This is a genomic window from Streptomyces sp. NPDC058051, assembly GCF_042885475.1.
Taxonomy (GTDB): Bacteria; Actinomycetota; Actinomycetes; order Streptomycetales; family Streptomycetaceae; genus Streptomyces.
In genome coordinates this window covers 223,047-237,372 of the sequence record NZ_JBHVRW010000010.1, presented here as the reverse complement: position 1 = coordinate 237,372, position 14,326 = coordinate 223,047, and the positions used below count along the sequence as shown (strand labels likewise).

General features: G+C 69.9%; 14 protein-coding genes and 1 tRNA gene. 8 read left to right on the top strand and 7 right to left on the bottom strand.

Features of this window, described 5'->3' with window-relative positions; genetic code table 11:
• The first annotated feature begins 174 nt into the window (after positions 1 to 174).
• Both ACFVUT_RS18505 and ACFVUT_RS18500 read left to right on the top strand, forming a co-directional pair.
• Positions 175 to 1,371, top strand: a complete 1,197-nt coding sequence (locus tag ACFVUT_RS18505; protein ID WP_389649365.1) for a serine hydrolase domain-containing protein — start codon at positions 175 to 177, stop codon at positions 1,369 to 1,371.
• Positions 1,368 to 2,063 (top strand): SDR family NAD(P)-dependent oxidoreductase, encoded by a 696-nt coding sequence (locus ACFVUT_RS18500; RefSeq protein ID WP_389649368.1) that lies wholly within the window; start codon positions 1,368 to 1,370, stop codon positions 2,061 to 2,063. The genes ACFVUT_RS18505 and ACFVUT_RS18500 overlap by 4 nt, the downstream gene beginning before the upstream one ends.
• Positions 2,064 to 2,424: 361 nt before the next feature.
• Here ACFVUT_RS18500 and ACFVUT_RS18495 read toward each other — a convergent pair whose 3' ends face one another.
• Positions 2,425 to 3,402 (bottom strand): zinc-binding dehydrogenase, encoded by a 978-nt coding sequence (locus ACFVUT_RS18495; protein WP_389649371.1) that lies wholly within the window; start codon positions 3,400 to 3,402, stop codon positions 2,425 to 2,427.
• A 260-nt stretch (positions 3,403 to 3,662) separates the two neighbouring features.
• On the bottom strand, positions 3,663 to 4,367 hold the full coding sequence (locus tag ACFVUT_RS18490) for an SDR family NAD(P)-dependent oxidoreductase (RefSeq protein WP_389649373.1): 705 nt from the start codon (positions 4,365 to 4,367) through the stop codon (positions 3,663 to 3,665).
• Positions 4,368 to 4,446: 79 nt separating this feature from the next.
• Between ACFVUT_RS18490 and ACFVUT_RS18485 the strand changes: the two genes are divergently transcribed.
• Positions 4,447 to 4,830, top strand: coding sequence for a winged helix-turn-helix transcriptional regulator (locus ACFVUT_RS18485; RefSeq protein WP_389649376.1), 384 nt, complete (start codon positions 4,447 to 4,449; stop codon positions 4,828 to 4,830).
• A gap of 519 nt (positions 4,831 to 5,349) precedes the next feature.
• Complete coding sequence (locus ACFVUT_RS18480; protein ID WP_389670991.1) at positions 5,350 to 5,673, top strand: hypothetical protein; 324 nt, start codon at positions 5,350 to 5,352, stop codon at positions 5,671 to 5,673.
• Here ACFVUT_RS18480 and ACFVUT_RS18475 read toward each other — a convergent pair.
• Together ACFVUT_RS18475 and ACFVUT_RS18470 are read right to left on the bottom strand one after the other, a co-directional pair.
• Positions 5,660 to 6,112: a DUF5707 domain-containing protein gene (locus ACFVUT_RS18475; protein ID WP_389649382.1), complete on the bottom strand. Its 453-nt coding sequence runs from the start codon at positions 6,110 to 6,112 to the stop codon at positions 5,660 to 5,662. The two genes, ACFVUT_RS18480 and ACFVUT_RS18475, sit on opposite strands and share 14 nt — an antisense overlap.
• Positions 6,113 to 6,318: 206 nt before the next feature.
• Complete coding sequence (locus ACFVUT_RS18470; protein WP_389649384.1) at positions 6,319 to 6,924, bottom strand: TetR/AcrR family transcriptional regulator; 606 nt, start codon at positions 6,922 to 6,924, stop codon at positions 6,319 to 6,321.
• A 147-nt stretch (positions 6,925 to 7,071) separates the two neighbouring features.
• On the opposite strand from ACFVUT_RS18470, the gene ACFVUT_RS18465 reads away from it, so the two are divergent.
• Positions 7,072 to 7,911: an SDR family oxidoreductase gene (locus ACFVUT_RS18465; RefSeq protein ID WP_389649387.1), complete on the top strand. Its 840-nt coding sequence runs from the start codon at positions 7,072 to 7,074 to the stop codon at positions 7,909 to 7,911.
• 255 nt (positions 7,912 to 8,166) lie between these two features.
• Here ACFVUT_RS18465 and ACFVUT_RS18460 read toward each other — a convergent pair.
• Both ACFVUT_RS18460 and ACFVUT_RS18455 read right to left on the bottom strand, forming a co-directional pair.
• Positions 8,167 to 8,240, bottom strand: a tRNA-Ala gene (locus tag ACFVUT_RS18460).
• Between the two features lie 175 nt (positions 8,241 to 8,415).
• Positions 8,416 to 9,417: an NAD-dependent epimerase/dehydratase family protein gene (locus ACFVUT_RS18455; protein ID WP_389649874.1), complete on the bottom strand. Its 1,002-nt coding sequence runs from the start codon at positions 9,415 to 9,417 to the stop codon at positions 8,416 to 8,418.
• A 313-nt stretch (positions 9,418 to 9,730) separates the two neighbouring features.
• Between ACFVUT_RS18455 and ACFVUT_RS18450 the strand changes: the two genes are divergently transcribed.
• Positions 9,731 to 10,105 carry a VOC family protein gene (locus ACFVUT_RS18450; RefSeq protein ID WP_389649389.1) on the top strand — a complete coding sequence of 125 codons (375 nt, stop codon included), beginning with the start codon at positions 9,731 to 9,733 and terminating at the stop codon, positions 10,103 to 10,105.
• An 809-nt stretch (positions 10,106 to 10,914) separates the two neighbouring features.
• On the opposite strand, the gene ACFVUT_RS18445 is transcribed toward ACFVUT_RS18450, so the two are convergent.
• Positions 10,915 to 11,670 (bottom strand): DUF4232 domain-containing protein, encoded by a 756-nt coding sequence (locus ACFVUT_RS18445; RefSeq protein ID WP_389649391.1) that lies wholly within the window; start codon positions 11,668 to 11,670, stop codon positions 10,915 to 10,917.
• Positions 11,671 to 12,734: 1,064 nt separating this feature from the next.
• On the opposite strand from ACFVUT_RS18445, the gene ACFVUT_RS18440 reads away from it, so the two are divergent.
• Positions 12,735 to 12,848, top strand: a complete 114-nt coding sequence (locus tag ACFVUT_RS18440) for a tryptorubin family RiPP precursor (protein WP_389649394.1) — start codon at positions 12,735 to 12,737, stop codon at positions 12,846 to 12,848.
• Between the two features lie 85 nt (positions 12,849 to 12,933).
• Entirely contained in the window at positions 12,934 to 13,983 is a 1,050-nt protein-coding gene (locus tag ACFVUT_RS18435) for a cytochrome P450 (RefSeq protein WP_389649396.1), read from the top strand.
• Positions 13,984 to 14,326 lie beyond the last annotated feature (343 nt).

The window sequence follows — 14,326 nt, the reverse complement described above, 5'->3', positions numbered from 1 at the left end:
GTGAATCGATATACCAGTACTATCGATCACCCTTCCCTCTGTCAACACCCGTATCTGGCAAGCTTTCAGTGGCTCCTTGCCCTTGCTTTCTCCGTACCGGTGTTGACTCGGCCGACAGCGGCACAATAACGTTTCACCGATGAATTTCGCGTGGTGTGACGAGACGGCCACCTGGTGAGCCCCCAAGCGACTGCGCTCGTGGCGCGGCTCGCGGCGTATGTCGAGGCGGGCGAGGTGGCGGGGGGCGCGTTGCGTTTCCGCCGCCACGGTGTGCTGGTCGAGAGCGCCGCGCTGGGCCGGTCGGATGCCGGGCGGTCCGCATGCGTGAACGACCGCTCGGTCTTCCGGCTGGCGTCCCTCACGAAGCCTGTCGTAGCGGTCGCTGTGCTGCAGGCGGTGGAGGCCGGTGTCCTCGGCCTCGACGACCCGGTCAGCCGCCTGATCCCCTCGTACGCCTCGACGGCCGTGGCACAAGGCGTCCGGGTCTCGTGGACTTCGCACGGCGGCGGCGCCGTGCGTCCGCGGACCGTGCCCGCGGCCCGTCCTGTCACCGTCCGCGACCTGCTGACCCATTCGAGCGGGCTCGGGCAGGGGCCCGACAGCCAGGGGTTCCTGGATGCCCTGTCCCGCGACGACGACACGCTCGCCGAGCGTGTCGACTCCTATGCGCGTGTGCCGGGTGACGCTCAGCCGGGCGAGAGTGCGGGATACAGCCCGAAGGTCGGATTCGACGTCCTCGGCCGGATCGTCGAGATCTGCGCGGGCACCGACCTGCAGAGCGCACTGCGGGCGTCGGTCCTCGGTCCGCTCGGGATGACCGACACCGCCTTCGTGCTCACCGACGAGCAGGAACGCCGGCTGGTACGCCTCTACAGCCACGACGGCGGCCGCCTGCGCGACGAGAGCGGCTGCGACGGTGACCAGGGGATGCGTTCCAATTCTGCCGGGCTCCACTCCGGTGCGGCGGGGCTCTTCAGCACGGTCGTGGACATGGACCGGTTCGCCCGCATGCTGGCCGGCGGCGGATCGCTGGAGGGCACCCGCATCCTGCGGCCGTCGACGGTCCGTGCGATGAACACCGAACGAGCGCGCGGCGCCCGGGAACTGTCGCCCGGCCGGGAATGGGGGCTCGGCGTCATGGTCGGGGTCGCAAAGGACGATGACGTCCGAGCCCCCGGCGCGTACGGGTGGAGTGGCGCATGGGGTACGCATCTCGTCGTCGACCCGCGCAACGCCACCACGCTCGTGCTGATGGTCAACCGTGCGGACATCGGCGGGGCCGACTCCCCCCTCTCGCGTGACCTGGAGCGCCTGGCACTTCGCACCTGCAAGAGACTTCGCACCGACAAGAACACAGGGGGCACGGCATGAGGCCGTCCAGTACGCACGTGCGCCGGGCACTCGTCACGGGCGGGTCCAGCGGACTCGGTGCGGCGAGCGCGGACCGGCTGCGCCGGGACGGCATCCACGTCATCACCGTCGATGTCGCCGGCGAGCCGGACGTGACGCTCGACGTCACCGACGACAGTGCCTTCGCCGCAGTCGCGGCAGAACTCGGCCCCGTGGACATCCTCGTCAACTGCGCGGGGATCGTCGGGCCGGGCGCAGCGCTGATCGAGACGACCGCGGCGGACTGGCGCCGGGTGCTCGACGTCAACGTGCTCGGCGTCGTCGCCTCGATGCGCGCCGTCGTCCCGGGCATGGTCGAGCGCGGCTGGGGTCGCGTCGTGAATCTCGCGAGCATGGCGGGCAAGGACGGCAACCCCAACCTGTCGGTCTACTCGGCGTCGAAGGCAGCCGTCATCGCGCTCACCAAGTCGGCGGGCAAGGAGCTCGCGACGACGGGGGTACTCGTGAACGCGATCGCGCCGGCCGTCATCGCGACGCCCATGAACGCGGCCACCGCGCCCGAGGCACTCGCACACCTCACCGACCTCATCCCGATGAAGCGCGTCGGCCGGCCCGAGGAGGTGGCCGAACTCGTCGCCTGGCTCGCTTCCGATGCCGTGAGCTTCTCGACGGGAGCCGTCTACGACATCAGCGGCGGCCGGGCGGCCTACTGAACACCCCTCGTGCCACCCCTTGCCGCCGCCGGCCCGGCCGCATCCGTCCGACACCAGCCACGACTCGGCGCCCTGTACGACATCAGCAGCGGCCCGGCCGCTTGCAGCGGCCCGGAGGCCGAGACAATCGGCGGGCGCCGTGCGCCGGCCGGGGGGCTGCGTTGTCTGTCGCGTGCCGGTGACCGGCTGAGGGCCACGGCAGAGGCCACCGGGCGCCACCCGGCCCCTTTTCGGTGCTCCACCGGGGCAGAGTCACCGGTCAGCCGCTTGAGGTGCCTGCCCGCCGGGCGGGAGGAGTGCGCGCGAGAGGGCGCCGCTCAGCCATACCCGTTCCGGTGTCGGATCACGGACGGGTCCGGTGTCAGGTCACGGACGGGATCTGTGTGCGCTCTCGCACGATGATCTTGCCGGTGTTCCGGCCGTGCAGCATTCCCAGGAACGCGTCCACGATGTGCTCGAACCCGTCAACGGCCGTCTCGTCCAGAGCAAGCCGGCCACTCTGCAGATGCGGTACCGCGAACTCGTACAACTCGTCCTGCACGTCACGGTAGTTGCTGACCAGGAAGCCCTCCATGCGGATGCTCTTTTCCACGATGTCCGCGTAGTCGAAGCGTGGCTGCGACGCGCCGGGGCTGTTGTACTGGCTGATCGTGCCGATGCGGACGATGCGTCCGAACTCGCGCAACGCTCCGACCGCCGCGGCCAGTTGCCGGCCGCCGACGTTGTCGACGAACACGTCGATGCCGTCCGGAGCAGCCTTGCCGAGCAGATCGGCGGCGGGCCCCTCGTGATAGTCGAAGACGGCGTCATAGCCGACCTCCCGCGTGAGATGGCCGGCCTTCGCCGCCGAACCCGCACTGCCCACGAGCCGACCGGCGCCGAGCAGCCGGGCGAACCGCCCGGTCGCGGTACCGACCCCTCCCCCGGCGGCCGACACGAACAGGTCCTCGCCCTCCTGGAGCCGGGCGATCCGGGTCAGGCCCACATAAGCGGTCAGACCGGTGCCGCCGAGGATGCCCAGGTACGCGGTCAGAGGTACCCCGTCGAAGCGGGGCAGCCGCCGGATCTCCCCGGGCGTGAGCACTGCGTGCGTGCGCCAGCCCCGCCGGTGGAACACGATCTCGCCCTCGGCCAGCCGAGGCGTGCGCGAGGCGATGACCCGCCCGATGGTGCGCCCCTCCAGCGGTGTGCCGAGCGCGAAACCGCCGGGCACCTGGTCCATCATCTCGCGGTGGTAGGGGTCGACGGACCAGTAGAGGTTTTCCACGAGCGCACTGCCCGCCGGGGGCTCGGGAAGCGCGGACTCGACGAAGCCCGGCGCCGCACACCTCCACAACATGGCACCCTCCGGACAACTCCGGCCCCCGCACGGGACAGCCTCCGGGCAAGCCCGGCAAGGATGCCCACGTACGGGACAGCCTCCGGGCAAGCCCGGCGACGATACGGAGCAGCGGCTGCCCGGCCGTGCGCCGACACCCGGCGTCCATGCATCACCGCCACCTGAGCTGCTTCCGGATACTGCCGGTTCTCAGCCTCACTCAGGAGTGCGGATGCCGGCAGGCGGCGCCGGCGGACCCGGAAGCGCTCGGCAGCCAGGCATCAGGCGGATCTGTGGCGGGCGCCGCCCTCGACGTGGATCGTCTCGCCGGAGACAAAACCCGCACGGAGGAGCCACATCACCGTGTCGACGACGTCGTCGCTCTCACCGTGGCGTCCGACGAAGGTCCCGGCCGCGCTCTTGCTCAGCAAGGCGGCCTTGTTGTCACCCAGGCGATCCCATGCGCCCGAGTCCACGACACCGGGCGAGAGGGCATTGACCCGTACCGGCGCCAGATCAGCCGCCAGGTGGCGCGCGGCGTACTCGACCGCACCGTTCGTGACCCCCTTGACGAGTGATCCCGGCCCAGGGCGCCAGCCGACAACGCCGGAGAACAGCACCATCGACCCGGTCGGCCGCAGTACCGGCGCGAAGTGCTTGGCCACCAGCATCGGGCCGACCACCTTCGCGGTGAACGCAGCCAGCAGTTTGTCGCGATCCAGCTCGGTCGCGCGAACATCGTGCGGCGCCGAACCGGTCGTCACGATGTGGTCGATACCATCCTCCAGCCGTTTCGCCGCGGCCGCGAGCGTCGACTCGTCCTGCAGATCGACCCGCACCGCTGTGGCGCCGATCTCGCTCGCCAGCACGTCGGCCGCAGCCAGATCGCGGGCACCGACAACAACGTCGTACCCGTCCTTCACCGCACGCCTCGCAACGGCCGCGCCAAGCGCCCGTGCACCGCCAATGACCAGGATCCGTTCCATGTGCCTCACGCCCTCTCGTAGGATCGGGCACAACGGTATGGATTTGATACCGGTATCTTCAACGAAACCGGGAGCAGCAATGGGCAAGGCGTACAACGTGATGGCAGCAACCTGCCCGAGCCGCACGGTGCTGCACCGTATCGGCGCCCGCTGGACCGTGTTCGTCGTCAACGCCCTCGACGACGGACCTCGCCGCTTCAGCGCACTGAAGGGACATATCCGGGGCATCACCCCGAAGGTCCTGACCGAAACCCTGCGCTCCCTGGAAGCCGACGGTTTGATCAGCCGTCACGAGTACGACGAGAACCCGCCCCGCGTCGAGTACGCCCTGACACCGCTGGGCCGCTCCCTGCTCATCCCACTGCGCGCCGTACGGCTCTGGGCCGAAGAGCACGTCCAGGACATCGAGACGGCCCGGGCCCGCCAGCCGGTTCACCAACCCATGAGCCGACTGCCGGAATGAACCAAAGCGGCAGGACCACCACCCGCGACGAACCGGGTCACACCACCCACCGGATGCCCGCCCCACTCAGCCGGACGGGGGCCTGACCTCCGTCTGGGCCACCGGGCCGACGGGCCACCGGGCCATCCACCGCCCAAGCCCATGAAGAAGACATCTGTACGGGCAAGATGGCCCCGGAGGCCGGAGACAGCGTCCTGCTGGTTCAGCCGGACGCCCGCATGACCAACCGCACAACGCCCGCAGGCTCCGCGGACCCAGCCGACAGCAGGCACGGAGGAAGACCCGCACGGCCCCTGGGACGTCGGTGGGCGTCTTGATCAGGACGTCAGAGTGACCCACCGGCCAGTGCCGTCCGTCTCGACACATTCCTGATACGGATCCAACGGGCCCGGCAGTTCCCGGCACTTCCAGACGGATCCTGCGGCATGGACTGCCGTAGCCACTTCGCCCCTGTTCCAGCTCCGCCCGAAGATCGCCCGGTTCCCCTCGGTGTACGGCAAGTTCACGATGGACCACACCGTGAACGGGCAGCGCGTGGTGCTGTCGGCCGTCCTCCCCCACCTCCAGGTCACCGCCCTGGACGAGATCCAGCGGCAGGTCGCCCCCTGCGCGCACGGCGACGCCGAGCAGCTCCCGGAGCTCGCCGGGGCCCGCCTGATCCAGCGCCTGCCCCTGCTGATCGACGGCGCGGCGTACGGGTCACGCATCCGTCCGCTCCGCACCCGGGCCGCCACCATCGGATCGTTCGCGGTCACCTCGCTGTCGCACAGCGTGGCGGACCGGCGCGCGTCGTCGGCCGCACTTGCTCTCGGCCACGTGCGCGTCCGGTTCACCGGACGGTGAAATCGGCCGCCTCGGTGTCCAGGGTCGTGGTGCCGTTCTCCGCGGTGGCCAGGACGGCGACGTGCCAGGCACCGCGCGGGGAGGACTCGGCTTCGGCAGCGGTGACGTCGGCGGTGTAGGTGCAGCGCACGGTGTTCTGCCCGGAGGGCTCGCAGTCGGCAGACTCCACTGCGGCCATGTCCTCGGCGGTCAGCCCCTTCTTGGCGAAGGACGAGTTCTGCGGCCAGGCCAGCACCTTCACGCTCTTGACACCGGAGGACGCCGTGACGTCGGTGACAAAGGCCAGCGAGCCGTCTCGGTCCCCGTCGGGAGCGGTGTAGCGGGCAGTGCTGTGCGTCAGCACCGGGGCCTGCTCTGCGGCCTGGGCGAAAGCGAAGGCACCGGCACCACCGAGGAGGACGACACCGGCTACTACGGACAGGGCAACGCGTCGGGACATGGGGTTCTCCGTAACTGTCTCAGCACTGAATCGGGTCGGCGCCACTCTGCTGCGGCCCCGCACCGATACTCCCCACGTGAGCATGCACCGGACATGAGCACACGTACTCAACCCGACCTGAGTGGCGGCGCGGGAAGGCAGTCCGGAGGCGACCGTCCCCTGTCGTCACGGCCACCATGATGTCGGCGTAGCGCTCCGCGGAGCCGCTACTCCCCCGGTTCCCTGCGTCCCACCGGGGGCGCCGTCAGACCCGCCAGGACGAAGGCGACGACCGTGCGGCTGTCGGGGAAGACCTGGTTCTCGGCGGGTGTCCGTGCCAGCGGGCGCCCGTAGATCTCCATCACCAGGCTGAAGGCCAGCTCGCACCGTTCGGTGACCTCCTGCGGCGTCAGGTCCGGCAGTGCGCGGCCCAGCCGCACCTCGAAGGGGGCAGGGGTGTACGGCGTCGAGACGTTCGGAAGCTGTCCCGAGGGCAGTGCCGTACGCGCCAGCAGATGCACGAGCACCCGGCCGTCCCGCGTCCCGACGAGCTCGGCGAACGGCTCGACGAGCCCCCCCACCAGTTCCTCGACCACGGCACCGTCGTCGGGAACACGGTCCCACCAGGACCGCCACACAGGACCCAGCTCCTGTTCGAGCAGCGCCGAGATCAGTCCCTCACGGGAACCGAAGTGGTAATGGACCGCTCCCGGGTTCAGCCCGGCCGCCCCGTTCACCGCGCGCAGGGAGACCTGATCGGCCCCTTTCTCCAGGAACAGTTGCTTGGCGGCGGCAAGAAGGCGCTGCCGCGTGGGGGTGTCCGCGTCACTCACGGAGCCATTGCATCACAGGTGCCCCCACCAGGATCCCCTGTCAATCAGTGATTGAATTATGATTGAAAAAGGTGGCGGGACTCCCGTGACCCACCAGCACCACCGCGGTCGCCACGGTGACCGAGCACCGCACGAAGGAGAATCACCATGGGTACATACGCTGTCACCGGCTCGGCCTCGGGCATGGGCGCCGCCAGCTCCGCCCGGCTGCGCGCCGCCGGACATCGCGTCATCGGGGTGGACCTGCGGGACGCCGACGTCGTCGCCGACCTGGGCACGGCCGAGGGCAGGACCCACGCCGTACGGGAGATCATCCGGCTCGCCGACGGCCGGCTCGACGGTGTCGCGGCGGTGGCGGGCGTCGGACCGCAGGTGCGTGACGCCGCCGCCGTCGCTTCGATCAACTACTTCGGCCCCGTGGCTCTGCTGAGCGGACTGCGCCCGGCGCTGGAGGCCGCAGGCGCGGGCCGCGCCGTGGTGATCAGCTCGAACTCCTCGACCACCGTGCCGATGATCGACGACCGGCTTGTGGACCTGATGCTCTCCGGTGATGAGGAGGCGGCTCGCGCCCACGCCGGTACAGCGCAGACCGCGCTGCCGGCCGAACTGGCGGCGAACAGCCCGAGCATCAGCACCTACGCCACCTCGAAGTTCGCCCTCTCCCGCTGGGTACGGGCCACCGCGGTCACCCCGGAGTGGGCACGCCGGGGCATCACCCTCAACGCCATCGCCCCCGGTGCCGTGATCACCCCGCTGATGACCGGATCCACCATGAAGGCGGAGGACCTCGACGCGGACGCGTTCCCCACCCCGATGCCGCTCGGCGTCTTCGGCCACCCCGAGGACATCGCCTTCTGGGTCGAGCAGTTCCTGCGCCCGGAGGCCCGCTTCACGACGGGTTCCCTGCTCACCGTCGACGGCGGCACCGACGCCGCGATGCGGACGGACGCCCAGCCCACGGCCATGCCCCGGCCCGTGACCGGCTGAACGACGTGCCGGTGCGGCGGCCCGACCTCTCCACCGCCGCCGCCCCGGTACCCGTCCGCGGGCCGACGCCGGGCACCGGGGCGGCGAGGGTCCTGCGAGGTGAGGTACGTCGAGGGGGGAAGGCAAGGAAGGGCGTACCGGACCCAGACGTGCAGCCCCATCCCGCTGCTTACGGTCTTCCCCGCGCCGTGCTGGGTGATCTGCGGGTCCAACCGATGAAGCGGGCCGGCGCCAGTCATGACTCGTAGGGTGGGATGGGGCCGACCGGATTCGAACCGGCGTCCTCCCACATGCGGTGAAGGCGCGACTACCACTGCGCTACGAGCCCCATCCCGCTCGCGAGCATACGAACCCTCCGCTGCTCGTGCATGGTCGGACGCGACAAGCGACTACTTGACGTGACAAGTCACGGATCTTCGGCCGGGTTCGCCGGCTACCGGCCTGAGCGCCACGTCCGAACAGGGCGTGGCGCCAGGTCTTCGTCGCCCCGTTACGGTTGCGCGCCTACACCCGTACCGCCTTACCCCATGCCTCCAGCAGTTCGCGTTCGCGTCGGCCGCTCAGACCGGCCCGGCGAGGCCGGTCCAAACCCTGCTCCGCCTCCCAGCGCAGGGTGTCCTCCAGTAGTTCCGCTCGGGGCCGATGCCGTAGGCCGACCGAGCCGGCCGCAGAACCGTTGCGGGCGCTGAAGCCGGCCCAGTCCGGGTCGGCCATCCACATGGCGAGCGATTCCGGGCCCATGAACTGACCCACCTCCTGCCCGAGCAGCCAGTCGGCGTCGGCCTGCACCACCGGCCCGGTATGCCGGCCGATCTCCCGCGACAGTGCGACCCACTCGCCGAACGGCACGATCGGGCCGACCGCGTCGTACGTTCCGGTCGTCCCCTTCTCCGCACAGTCGAGCAGCCACGCCGCGAGGTCACGCGCGTCAACCGCCTGCGTCGCGAGGCCGGGTGAGGCGGGCACCAGTAGTGGCGTCAGGGGCTCGCGCGCCGCGCGGCCGACCCAGTATCCGGTGCGGCCGCTGTGGTCACCGGGACCGCCGATCAGTCCCGCCCGCGCAATGAGGAGACGGTCACCCACCGCAGCCGCAGCGGCCTCCTCACAGGCCACCTTGGCCTCCCCGTACTCCTCGCGGTCGGCCTCGTCCCGCTCGGCCGCCGGGAGCAGCTCCGCCGACTCGTCCGCGTCCAACTGCGCATGTGAGGCATACGCGCTGATCGAGGACACGTACGACCAATGGGCCGTCCGCTCACCGAGGCTTGCCAGTGCCTCACGTACGAATGCCGGCTGCCACGACACCTCGACCACGGCATCCCAGTCCCGGCCCGCCAGGCTTTCGTACGCTGACGGATCACGTCTGTCCGCAACGGCCAGTGCCGCGCCCTCGGCCACTTCGCCACTCTCACCGCGGGCCAGGCAGGTCACCCGATGCCCACGTTCCAGTGCCTGCCGCGAAATCTCGCGGCCCACCCACGCTGTCCCACCCAGTACCAGGATCTCCATCAGCAGACTCAAACACGGACGTTGAGTCTGCGGGCCCCTGCTTCGCCGAGGGCGTAGCGATCCGCATGGAAGCACCGGCACGTCCCGCCCGACTGACGGCTCCCTTCAGACGTTGTCGCGGTCTGCCGGCTCAAGTAGGATCACCGCCGTGAACACCGGACCGGCGCTACGCCACACACGGATTGGCCACCCGGCGGACGGCTGATCAGGCAGCGGGGGCGGAGAAGGCACCCCCTCAGTTCGGCACGCGGACCTCCCAGGGCTCGTGCACCGCGAGTCCCTTTTCGTGCCGAACAAAACTGAGGTCAGCCGAATGACAGTCACGTTCAACCACACCATCATCGCCGCGAAGGATCGTCAGGAGTCGGCCCGCTTCTTCCGAGAGCTGTTGGAGCTGCCGGAAGCTCCTTCCTGGGGCCCGTTCACCAACATTCAGCTTGCTGATGGTGTGCTGCTGCAGTTCGCTGAGCCGCCGGTGGAGATTCAGATGCAGCATTACGCGTTCCTGATCGACGATGAGCTGTTCGATCGGGCGTACCAGCGGCTCTGTGACCACGGAATCGAGCACTGGGCCGATCCCCAGATGCGACGCTCGGGCGAGATCAACAACGGGCACGGCGGTCGGGGCGTGTACTTCAAGGACCCCGGCGGCCACGCGATCGAGTTGATCACCCGCCCGTACCTGTAGCCGGGGCGGAGCCTGGTCGGGCACCCGAAATGCGGCGCCCGACCGGGCAGCCGGCTGAGCCGAAAAACCGCGATGAGCCAGCCGTAGCCGGGGCTGCCGGTGGCCAACTACGGGTCGACAAGCCCGCCAACGGCAATCCGGCACGACACCATGTGAACCGCACCGGGCTCGGTGGAGACTCTATGCATTGACTTCAGCCGCCGGTCAGGGCTGGCGTTGAACTCGTGATGTCGCATGGGGCTGACCGGGCCCTGTGCTGTGCGGTATCACCGTGGGATGCGGTGTCCACCCGGGGGCGAACTGACCGTCGGACGTCGGGAGTTCCGGGCGCAGTTGCGGCTGAAGACTGCTGAGCGGTTCGAGTGGGGTGTGACGAGCGCGGTGATCGCCAAGGAGTTGCGGGGCAGCCTCCGGTCTGTGCAGGGGTGGTACCGGACCTGGGCGCTGCGCCGGCCGACGCGCCCAGCACCAGTTCCTTCCTGCCGGACGGGCTTGAAGTCTTGAAGTCCCCTTCCGGACGGCAACACGCGCGGGGAACTACCTCAGATCCGGCTTGGGCCGGGCACCATCACCCCGCCACGACGGCCCGCCGCCCGTACCGGTGGGAGGCCGTCCTGTCGGGCCGAAACTCACCGGTCACCACTCGGCGGGATCTGTCCGCCAGACGAAGACCTCGGTGCTCGGCAGCCGCTCGGAGAAGCGGCCCGACGGGGACGACCTGAGCAGCAGTTGACGGAGGTCTTCCTCGAAGTCCTCTCGGCGAGTCCCTGAATGCGCTGTCGTCGAGGGCAGTGGCGGACGGTGAGTGTTCAGGACTGCGTGTCGGCCCCGGTCATGGAAACCACCGCGTCCGTGACCGTGTTCCTGTACAGGCCCAGCTTGGGCCTGAGTACCTTCGCGCTCGGGCCGAGCGGGAAGTTGAGCGTGTCCGCGTTGGGCATGTGGTCGCCGTCGGCCAGCACGTTCATCTCGTCGATCCCGGCCACGGTCCCGGTGGTCGTGCCGCTCGGATCGAGGTCGATCACCGCGTAGGCGGTGTGTCCGGCCCGGACCGGGAACGCGGGTGCCCCGCCGAGCCTGCCGGGGACCAGCGGCCTGACGTCGTGGCTGTGGTCCGCGGACTGTGAGTTGCCCAGGCTGACCCGTGGGTAGTGGCTCAGGCCGCAGGCGTGAGCACCGACGTTGCGCACCTCGATCACCCGCTGGGTGGGCGCACCGGCCCGGCGGGTCACGTGGAGCGACAGCTTCTGCATCTGGCACGGGTGCGTGGAGGCGTAGTTGTCGCTGTTGTCGCTGTTGGCGTTGCCGTCGGCCGAGTTCGTGACGACGGCGTTCCTGGCGGCGGCGTGCGTGGTGTCGATGGCATGAACGGCATTGCTGGTCTTCACCGGCCCGGTGGACCGCGAAGTCCCCGCCGAAGCCGCCACGGATACGGAACTGTCCGCAGAGCCGGCGGCCTTCGCGCCGGCTGCCTGCCCGGCGCAGGCGGTCAGTGTCAGAGCGAGTACCGCGGTGGCGCCGATGACGGTGGCGGTGGCGCGGTGGCGGTTGTGGAACGTACGCATGAGGATCCCCCCAAGTGTGACAGCACGACAAAGACCCAAGGTCTGCGGGCGGATTGCCCCTGACCTCTTGACACTCATCCCTCTCCCGCCCGGCGCTCACGCCCTGTTGGCTCACCCTTGACGCCCTGCCGACGCCTTCGCCGGCCGTGGCCCCGTGCGGACGGGTGCCAGGTCGGCGCAGCCAGGAAGGCAGTTCTGTTCACGGCGAGGTGACGGCGTGTATGCCTGTGGATCCGGATGCCCGCAGCGTCATGCTCCGCCGGATCCCGGGCGACGGCAGTAAGGCGCGGCCCGCGCCGCCCGGACTTCGCACCGACGGAGCAGTCCCGGGCGTCGCAGGGACTGCCGTCAGCGGAACCGGGCCAGGACAGGACCGGGGTACTACGGATCCGGGCGGTCGCGTGTGGATCACCAGGCGGATCAGGGAAAGCGCTCCAGCCGTACTCGCCCTTCTCCCGCCGTGGCCCGCGCGCAGGGTGCGACCCCCGGGCAGGGGCTGGGCCCGAACCTGCCGCAGATGCAGCCAGGGCGCGTGGGGGCGGTGTGGTCGGCCATCGCACCACCCCTCGTCAGCAGACGGCCCGGCCGAGCCGGTCGGCAGCACGACGGCATTGCGATGCGCTCGGGCGCTGCATATCGGCGGCGACGGGCGGTGGGCGCGCAGCCGTCGATCGTAGCGGTGGCGGGAGGTACAGACGCGGGAGAGCCGACATATGGCTTCTCGGTCTGGTCCCGCCGTGTTGCGGGTGCTCCGGGCTCCATGGAAGTGGACGGACCGTCTCGTTCCGCGCGTGCCGCCGGGTGCCGCCCAGAACCCGTGTTTCGTAAAACCTTCGCCACTTCACCGTGACTGCCAACACTGCTGTTCCATAAGGCACTTGGCATACGTATCCACGATATCGGGATCAATTGCCCGTTTTCCTGTGCACTGTTCGCCACCTTGCCTAGTGAACTCGTATGAAACACGGGGTTAGTTGTTCTTTGCGGTGATACAGGTCACTTGACGCCTTCGGAACCCCGGCATTCACTTCTGCGGCGGTCGAAGACCATTCGGCGGCCTGCGAATGGGGAACAGACCTTTCCCCGCCCTGGAGGTACGGATGAAGTTCGTTCGTCTCGTGAAGCGGATGCGCAGCGACAAGAGCCTCAAGGCGTATGCGTGGTACGGCTGGATCTGACTGGCCCGCGCTCGTAGGAGAGGCCGGTGGCGGGGCGGGCGTGTCGGCCCGTACCGCCACCGGCCCGCGTTCCCGGAGGTTCCCGATGTCCCAGCGACCGATCGCCGGCCACAGTGACCGGCGGGTACGCTTCGCGCCCAGGATCGATGCGCTGCTCAGCCACCACACCGGCCAGGACCTGTTCCGGCTGGAACCCACCACGATCGGCGTCGCGGGCGCCGACCTGATGGACGCCCTGCTACGCAGTCGGCCGGCCAACGCCGAGGAGCGCCCGACCTTCAAACCCGTCCTGGGCCGGCACGTCGGCCGGGCGGATGCGTCCGCCTACATGCAGGCCGTGGCGGCGGACGTGCGCAAAGCGCTCCAGCGCCCCCTGGAGGCTCCGGTCGACCTGACCGGCCCGTGGCCGCAGGTGCCGCACACCTACCTCCGGGACCTGGTCTTCGGACAAGAACTCCTGCGCTTCCGGGTCCTGGTGGACCGCAGACTGGAACTCACCCCGAAACTCACTTGGTCAGCCGTCACGTCGTGCGCTGCCCTGCTGCGTCGCCCCGACGGCGCGGAACCCCTCTCGAAGCTCGCCACGCTCGTGCTCGGCGCCACCGGCTACCCGGACCGCCGGTACGCCATGTACCTCTACCGGCGGGTGGCAGCGCCGGTCTGCTTCACCGTGGCCGCGCTGGTCACCAACGCGGTCTGGCTGGGCGCGCCGTTCGACGACGGCGTCCCGAACCGGTATGTCCTCGCCGAAGCGCTCCGGTTACTGCCGCCGTCCTGGAACATCCTCCGGATGGCCTCGCCCGAATTCACGGCGGTGGACGCCCGGATCGGTCCGGCGGACGATGTCCTGCTGCTGCCCCTCCTGAGTCACCGCGACCCCGCGCGGTGGGAGGATCCCGACGCCTTCCGCCCCGAGCGGTGGGCGGACCTGGACCCGGACGACCACCCCGGTTACCTGCCGTTCGGCCACGCCGACGAGCGGTGCTGGGGCCGCCATATGGTGTTGCCGCTCGCCGAGCGCCTCCTCGACCTGGTGCGCCGGGACGGTCTCACGGTGCGCCCCGCCCAGAGGGTCGGCCGGGTCGAACTCGACGGGCTGATGGAAGTCGCGGAGGTCCGGGTGACACGAGGGTGAGGCAGAAACGACCCCGACCGGGCGGCCGTTCGGTCCCTGCGGGCGGCCATGGCACGGCACCTGAAGACAGGGTCACCGCTGCGCGAAGGCGCTGTCCGTCCGGTACGGCTTCGCTTCTTCCGGCGCTCCGGCGCCCTCCGGGCGGGCGGCTCCGAGGCCTGCCGCGTTCGCCGTATCCAGGCTGCACGGGCTGGAACACCGGCACGGGCTGAAACAGCGGGACAGGCGGGAACAGTGGCACGGCTGGGTGACGTCGTTGCAATTGCCGCCGGTCAGGGCGGTGGCGAGCGGGAGCGGAGCCATCACCCAGCCGGCCCCCGGCAGCCCGCCCGGAAGTGACGCC

Bases quoted from the DNA above. Each gene is read 5' to 3' on its own strand.
- ACFVUT_RS18500 (WP_389649368.1), top strand. From the start codon at position 1,368: ATGAGGCCGTCCAGTACGCACGTGCGCCGGGCACTCGTCACGGGCGGG.
- ACFVUT_RS18495 (WP_389649371.1), bottom strand. From the start codon at position 3,402: ATGTTGTGGAGGTGTGCGGCGCCGGGCTTCGTCGAGTCCGCGCTTCCC.
- ACFVUT_RS18490 (WP_389649373.1), bottom strand. From the start codon at position 4,367: ATGGAACGGATCCTGGTCATTGGCGGTGCACGGGCGCTTGGCGCGGCC.
- ACFVUT_RS18485 (WP_389649376.1), top strand. From the start codon at position 4,447: ATGGGCAAGGCGTACAACGTGATGGCAGCAACCTGCCCGAGCCGCACG.
- ACFVUT_RS18475 (WP_389649382.1), bottom strand. From the start codon at position 6,112: ATGTCCCGACGCGTTGCCCTGTCCGTAGTAGCCGGTGTCGTCCTCCTC.
- ACFVUT_RS18465 (WP_389649387.1), top strand. From the start codon at position 7,072: ATGGGTACATACGCTGTCACCGGCTCGGCCTCGGGCATGGGCGCCGCC.
- ACFVUT_RS18455 (WP_389649874.1), bottom strand. From the start codon at position 9,417: ATGGAGATCCTGGTACTGGGTGGGACAGCGTGGGTGGGCCGCGAGATT.
- ACFVUT_RS18450 (WP_389649389.1), top strand. From the start codon at position 9,731: ATGACAGTCACGTTCAACCACACCATCATCGCCGCGAAGGATCGTCAG.
- ACFVUT_RS18445 (WP_389649391.1), bottom strand. From the start codon at position 11,670: ATGCGTACGTTCCACAACCGCCACCGCGCCACCGCCACCGTCATCGGC.
- ACFVUT_RS18440 (WP_389649394.1), top strand. From the start codon at position 12,735: ATGGGGAACAGACCTTTCCCCGCCCTGGAGGTACGGATGAAGTTCGTT.
- ACFVUT_RS18435 (WP_389649396.1), top strand. From the start codon at position 12,934: ATGTCCCAGCGACCGATCGCCGGCCACAGTGACCGGCGGGTACGCTTC.